Here is a 4,982-nt window from a genome sequence, read left to right as displayed (position 1 = left end):
CGACGCCGCCGCCCTCGGCAACTGCGCCACCAACCAGACCTACATCCGCTCACTCCTGCCTGGGAAGAAGGACGCATGACACCGAAGAGAATCGCCGTCGTCGGATCGGGCTACATGGGCGGCGGCATCGCCCAGGTCCTCGCCCTGGCCGGGCACACCGTCCGCATCGCGGACGTGAGCGCCGAGATCGCGGAGTCCAACCTCAAGCGCCTGTTGACCGAGGCGGAGCAGTTCGCCGCCGACGGCCTCTTCCCCGCGGATGCCCGCGAACGCATCGAAGCGAACGTCTCGGCCGCCGACTCGATCGAGGACGCGGTGTCCGACGCCGAGTTCATCGAGGAGGCCGTGCCGGAGCGCATCGAGATCAAGCACGAGACACTCCGGCGGATCTCCGCGGCGGCCCGACCCGATGCCATCATCGGCTCGAACACCTCCACCATCCTGATCGCGGCCCTCGCGGAGGCGGTGGAGCATCCGGAGCGGTTCCTGGGCGTCCACTTCTCGAACCCCGCACCCTTCATCCCCGGCGTCGAACTCATCCCGCACCCGGACACGGACGACGCCGTCATCCCCGTGGTCGAGGAGATCGTCGCCTCCACCGGCAAGGAGACGGCGCGGGTGAAGGATGCCACCGGCTTCGTGCTGAACAGGCTCCAGTACGCGCTGTTCCACGAGGCCACGCAGATCGTCGAGGAGGGCATCGCGACCCCGGACGACATCGACACGATCGTCCGCACGACCTTCGGCTTCCGGCTCCCCGTCTTCGGTCCCTTCGCCATCGCGGACATGGCCGGCCTCGACGTGTACTCGTTCTGCTACGCGTCGCTCCAGACGCGCTGGCCCGAGCGTTTCGCGACACCGGATTCCCTGAAGGAACTCGTCGACGCCGGCAAGTTCGGCACCAAGACCGGCGCCGGCTACCTCGACGTCCCGGCCGAACGCACCGCGGAGCTGATCGCCTACCGCAACAGGGCGTACGTGGCCATCAAGAAACTCATGGACGAACTCGGTCCTGCACCCATCCACTGATCGCAAGGAGATCCTCCCGTGGCATCAGCTTTTCCCGACTCCAGGTCGGTCATCCTCACCGGCGCCGCCTCACCGCGCGGTATCGGTCGCGCGTCCGCGCACCACCTCGCCGGCCTCGGCTGGAACATCGGCATCATCGACCTCGACGACGGGGCGGCCACGGCGGTCGCCCGCGAGATCGCCGAGGAGCACGGCGTCACGGCCGCCGGTGCCGGAGCGAATGTGGCGGACGAATCCGAGGTGCGGGCAGCCTTCGACAGCCTCGAGGCCGCCCTCCCGCAGGTCGTCGCCCTGGTGAACCTCGCCGGCGTCTCCAGCCCCGTGCCGTACCTCGAGGTCACTCCCGAGGAGTGGAACCGCGTCATGGGCATCAACATGAACGGCGTCCACTACGCCACCCGGCGGGCCGTCGAGTCCATGGTCGGGCACGGCGTCGGGCGCGTGGTCAACCTGTCCTCGGTGTCCGCGCAGCGCGGTGGCGGGACGTTCTCCAAGACCGTCTACTCCGCGGCGAAGGCCGGCGTCATCGGTTTCACGCGCTCCGTGGCACGTGAACTGGGCGGGGCGGGCATCACCGTCAACGCCATCTCGCCCGGTCCCATCGACACGGACATCATGGGTGGCACGCTCACGGAGGAACGGAAGGCCGCCATGGCGGCCGACGGCGTCCTTCCGCGCATCGGCACCCCCCGGGACATCGCAGCAGCCATCGCCTACCTCATCAGCGAGGACGCCGGATTCGTGACGGGCCAGACCCTGAACGTCGACGGCGGACTCTACATGCACTGACATGGGCGACTGGTCGAAATCCCGCATCCTGTTCCTCGCCGTCGGCATCATCCTCGTCGGTATCGGGGCCTGGCTCATCTTCCCGTCACTCGTGGGCTGAGCCGCACACCACCACCACAACAACCGCACTAAGGAGAGTCCCATGTCCGCTACGGACGCGGTCAAAGACGACCTGGACAGCCCCGCGCTTGCCTCCGCCGTCAAGAAAGCTGCACGGCACCTGATGCCGATGCTCATCATCCTGTACTTCGTCGCGTTCCTGGACCGCACGAACGTGGGCTACGCCGAGGATGCCCTCGAGATGGACCGCGGCATCAGCGCCGGAGCGTTCGCCCTCGGTGCCGGCATCTTCTTCATCGGCTACGCGATCTTCGAGATCCCGTCCAACCTGCTGCTCAAGAAATTCGGGGCACGCTGGTGGCTGGCCCGGATCGCGGTGACCTGGGGCATCGTCGCCGCGGCCTTCGCCTTCACGTCCGGCGACACCATGTTCATCATCCTGCGATTCCTGCTCGGCGTGACCGAGGCCGGGCTCTTCCCGGGCGTCATCATGTTCCTCTCGGAGTGGTTCCCCAACAAGGTCCGCGTCCAGATGTTCGCACTGTTCTACCTCGCACAGCCCTTCTCGCAGATGCTCGGCAATCCCATCTCGGGCGCGCTGATCTCCTTCGGGGACACCTACACCCCGTGGCGCGGCTGGCAGGTCATGTTCTTCACCGAGGGCATGATGGCCGTCATCGCCGGCATCGCCGCCATCTTCTTCCTGATCGACAGTCCGCAGAAGGCGAAGTGGCTGGACAAGGACGAGAAGCGCGCACTGCTCAGGGTCATGGAAGCGGAGGACGAGGTCCGCAGTACGGACGGGCCCTCCGGCATCATGCGGGCCATGGGCAACTGGAAGGTCTGGTACTTCACCGTCATCTACTTCTGCCTCCAGGTCGCGGTCTACGGCACCACGTTCTACCTCCCGCAGCAGGTCCGGCGCATCATCAGCCCGGACGCCGAGTTCTGGCAGATCGGCCTCATCTCGGCCATCCCCTGGTTCGTCGGCCTGTTCGTCTGCTACATCGTGGGCAAGAACGCCAACACCATCCGGCGTCGCCGCACGTGGGGCACCATGTTCTACACCTCGACCGGCCTGGCCACCATCGGTGCCGCCTTCGCCGGCGAGAACGGGATGCCCGTCCTGGCGATCGCCTTCCTCGTGGTCTCGGTCTCCAGCTTCCTGGCCTGCGGCCCCATCACCTGGTCCTATCCGACGGCGTTCCTCACCGGAACGGCAGCGGCAGCGGGCATCGGGCTGATCAACTCGCTGGGCAACCTCGGTGGGTTCGTGGCCCCGATCATGCGCACCGCGATCGATGAACGCTTCACGACCGAGACGGGGCTCTACGGCACCATCTCGGTAGGCGTCTTCGCCTTCCTGGCCGCGGTGATGTTCATCCTGACCCGCAACATGCGGTCCCGCTCGGATGCCCTGCTGGCAGCCGAGGAGAAGACGGCGGCAGCACCCGGCCACTGACGGGGCGACCACCGGTGGCGGTACGACGATCCTCCGCACCGCCACCGGCACGTCCCCCAACTGCCGCCCAGGCGTCCACCCACCGCATCACGGAGCGCTGCATGCCCACTGAAACGCACCTGCTGTCCGACTACCCGCCGGACGCGCCCATCTCCGCGGGAGAGGTAGCGGCAGCCGTCCGGTCCGCCGGGCGCCCGCCGCGGATCTTCGTCGTCCTCGACGACGATCCGACCGGGACGCAGTCCGTCGCGGACCTCCCCGTCCTGACCCGGTGGGAGACCGAGGACTTCTCCTGGGCCTTCCGTCAGGGGAAGCCGGCCGTGTACGTGCTCACGAACACCCGCAGCCTCGACGCACCGGAGGCGGCGGCCCGGAACGAGGAGATCGTCCGGAACGCCCTCGCCGCAGCGGCGGCGGAAGCCTCCGCCCTGCGACTCGGCTTCGTGAGCCGTGGCGACTCCACGCTCCGCGGACACTTCCCCCTCGAACCCGACACGATCGCCGCGACCGTCCTCGACGCCACGGGCGAGTCCACCGACGGCGTCGTGATCGTCCCGGCTTTCCCGGACGCCGGACGGATCACGATCGGCGGCGTGCACTACGTGCGTGCGCCGGAACTCGGCGAGGACCAGCTCGTCCCCGTGTCCGACACGGAGTTCGCCCGTGACGCCACCTTCGGCTACCGGAACGCCTCCCTCGCGCAGTACGTCGAGGAGAAGACCGGCGGACGTGTCCCGGCGGCGTCCGTGATCGTCCTGGACCTCGGCATCATCCGCGCGGGCAGCACGGGTGGCGGCGCTCCCGCGTCGGCCCGTGCCATCGCGGATGCCGTCGCCGATGCGACCGGAGCGACACCGATCGTCGCCGACGTCGTGACCGAGAATGACCTCCGTGCCCTCGCGCTCGGTCTGGAGGAAGCCGAACGCCGCGGGAAGAAGCTCCTGTACCGTGTCGGGCCGCCCTTCATGCGGGCGCGGATCGGCCAGGAGATCCGTGCCGAACTCACCGGCTCCGAGGCCTATGCCGGCAACGAGCCATCGACCGCCGGCGGGCTGATCGTGGTCGGCTCACATGTGGGGGTCACCACCCGGCAACTCGGCATCCTCACCGAGCAGCACCAGCACGCGCACACCATCGAGATCGACGTCGAGCAACTCCTCGACGAGCGCGCGGCCTCCCACCTCGACGGGATCGTCGAGGACGTCGTCGACCGGCTCACGCACGGTGACGTCATCCTCCACACGAGCAGACTGCTGGTACGGACCAGCGACGCCGCCGCCAGCCTCCGGATCGCACGGACGGTCTCGGCCGCCGTCGTCACCGTCGTGAACCGCACCCTCGGACTGTTCCCGCCCCGCTTCGTGATCGCCAAGGGAGGGATCACCTCCTCGGACGTCGCCGCGCACGGCCTGCAGATCAGGCACGCCATGGTCCGGGGCCCGATGCTCCCGGGCATCGTGAGCCTGTGGGAGCCGGTGGACGGGCCCGCGAAGGGCATCCCGTTCGTCGTCTTCGCCGGCAACGTGGGGGACGATTCCTCCCTCGCCGACGTCACGAGGAAACTCAGCTCCACCTTCTGACACCTCCCCGCAGCTCCTACCCAGCATTGGACGGCGATCCCCATGAACGACAGCTACTCCGT

At 68.1% G+C, this 4,982-nt stretch carries 4 protein-coding genes; all 4 read left to right on the top strand.

Features of this window, described 5'->3' with window-relative positions; translation table 11 throughout:
- Window positions 1-75: 75 nt before the first annotated feature.
- The 4 genes from CVO76_RS15140 (at window position 76) to CVO76_RS15125 (ending at window position 4,920) form a co-directional block, all read left to right on the top strand.
- A complete protein-coding gene (locus CVO76_RS15140) occupies window positions 76-1,029 on the top strand; it encodes a 3-hydroxyacyl-CoA dehydrogenase family protein (RefSeq protein ID WP_208739981.1) in 954 nt (317 codons plus the stop codon).
- A gap of 18 nt (window positions 1,030-1,047) precedes the next feature.
- Window positions 1,048-1,818, top strand: coding sequence for an SDR family NAD(P)-dependent oxidoreductase (locus CVO76_RS15135; RefSeq protein WP_133079893.1), 771 nt, complete (start codon window positions 1,048-1,050; stop codon window positions 1,816-1,818).
- Between the two features lie 142 nt (window positions 1,819-1,960).
- Window positions 1,961-3,340 (top strand): MFS transporter, encoded by a 1,380-nt coding sequence (locus tag CVO76_RS15130; RefSeq protein WP_133079894.1) that lies wholly within the window; start codon window positions 1,961-1,963, stop codon window positions 3,338-3,340.
- Window positions 3,341-3,441: 101 nt separating this feature from the next.
- Window positions 3,442-4,920: a four-carbon acid sugar kinase family protein gene (locus CVO76_RS15125; protein ID WP_208739980.1), complete on the top strand. Its 1,479-nt coding sequence runs from the start codon at window positions 3,442-3,444 to the stop codon at window positions 4,918-4,920.
- Window positions 4,921-4,982: the final 62 nt, after the last annotated feature.

The organism is Arthrobacter agilis (assembly GCF_002953615.1).
GTDB lineage: Bacteria > Actinomycetota > Actinomycetes > Actinomycetales > Micrococcaceae > Arthrobacter_D > Arthrobacter_D agilis_B.
The sequence above is the reverse complement of the archived record's forward strand: the minus strand, read 5'-3'. Positions and strand labels throughout refer to the sequence as shown.

Coding starts and splice junctions, on each gene's coding strand:
- CVO76_RS15130 (WP_133079894.1), top strand. CDS start 1,961: ATGTCCGCTACGGACGCGGTCAAAGACGACCTGGACAGCCCCGCGCTT.
- CVO76_RS15140 (WP_208739981.1), top strand. CDS start 76: ATGACACCGAAGAGAATCGCCGTCGTCGGATCGGGCTACATGGGCGGC.
- CVO76_RS15125 (WP_208739980.1), top strand. CDS start 3,442: ATGCCCACTGAAACGCACCTGCTGTCCGACTACCCGCCGGACGCGCCC.